The organism is Microcoleus sp. Pol12A5 (genome assembly GCF_036701435.1).
In the GTDB taxonomy this organism is placed as follows: domain Bacteria; phylum Cyanobacteriota; class Cyanobacteriia; order Cyanobacteriales; family Microcoleaceae; genus Microcoleus.
Genome location: NZ_JAUBQU010000025.1, coordinates 24,794 through 26,038, shown reverse-complemented (window position 1 = coordinate 26,038; position 1,245 = coordinate 24,794). Strand labels below are relative to the sequence as shown.

The 1,245-nt window shown below is 49.3% G+C and carries 1 protein-coding gene and 1 pseudogene; both read right to left on the bottom strand.

The features are described 5' to 3' along the window. Nucleotides 1–500, bottom strand: a pseudogene (locus tag QUA45_RS09410) (HNH endonuclease); the annotation flags it as partial. 142 nt (nt 501–642) lie between these two features. Continuing rightward, on the bottom strand, nt 643–1,245 hold a 603-nt coding region (locus tag QUA45_RS09405), incomplete at its 5' end, for a DNA-directed RNA polymerase subunit beta (RefSeq protein ID WP_445305296.1).

Sequence of the window (1,245 nt, the reverse complement as noted above, 5' to 3'; positions counted from 1 at the left end):
CTGTCTTGAATTTCTCCTAAAAAATTGGGTGAAACTGTAGTGAAGTTATCGGGAATATTTGTCTGAAGTATCTTAGTAATAGTTTCATGTTGTACTCCATACTCTTTTGCTAGGTGGTTCTTGATGGTTCCAGATAAATATTGAGTCTGAATTTCCCGTAGTTGTGCGATCGACAATATGCCAATACCGGGAATACTTTTGCGTCTGGGAGTTTTGCGATCGCGCCCAATCATCTGCCCGGTATTCTCAGCAGCAGTACCTACTACCAGATGTGCCGGGTTGATGCAGCTTCGATTGTCGCAGGTATGGCAACCAAAATAACCGGAACCGAGGAACCCTGCTATTTTTGATTCGAGGACTAACCGGTGGACTAAAACGGTTTTGCCATCGATCCACTTGCGCCCGTAACCGTTGCCAAACTTGCTCCCTTGCCAATTAATACAGCCCGTCGCCCGGTCAACTTCTCCTTGAATTCCCGGGACAACTGTTACAATATTCATGTTCAGCGTCTCTCCTGTTTAGAGCGTTGATTCGCCTCAACAGTGTTCGTACCACTGCTGAGGCATTTTAATTAAAGATTGTCGATTAAAGATTAAAGAATTGAATCCAATCAAAAAATCTTTAATCTTTAATCTTTAATGCCTAATCCTCGTCAAGTTCGTCACGAGAAAGCGATTCGTAAGTAGGCCGGGAGGGCGATCGCTTGCCCCCAGCATCTGCCATCAAATCCACCTCAACGTGTTCGCTGCCCTCGTCGGACGTATTCACCTTGTGCACAGCAATATCCAAGCACAAAGACTGCAACTCCCGCATCAGCACCTTGAAAGATTCGGGCGTACCGGGGCGCGGAATGGCTTTGCCTTTGACGATCGCATTCAGCGCTTCATTCCGCCCCTGCATATCGTCCGACTTCACAGTCAGCAACTCTTGCAAAGTATAAGCGGCGCCGAACGCTTCCAGAGCCCAGACTTCCATTTCTCCGAACCGCTGACCCCCCTGCTGCGCTTTGCCGCCCAAAGGCTGCTGCGTTACCAGCGAGTAAGGGCCTGTGCTGCGGGCGTGGATCTTATCGTCTACCAAGTGAACCAGCTTCAGCATATAGGCGATGCCGACTGTGATCGGGCGATCGAACGGTTCCCCAGTTCTGCCATCGTAGACAATAGTCTTGCCGGGGTGCTTTTCATTAAACACCCAAGGCTTCCCGGTTTTTTCGCGTGCCTCCTGTAGCTTGCCGTGTACGGTTTC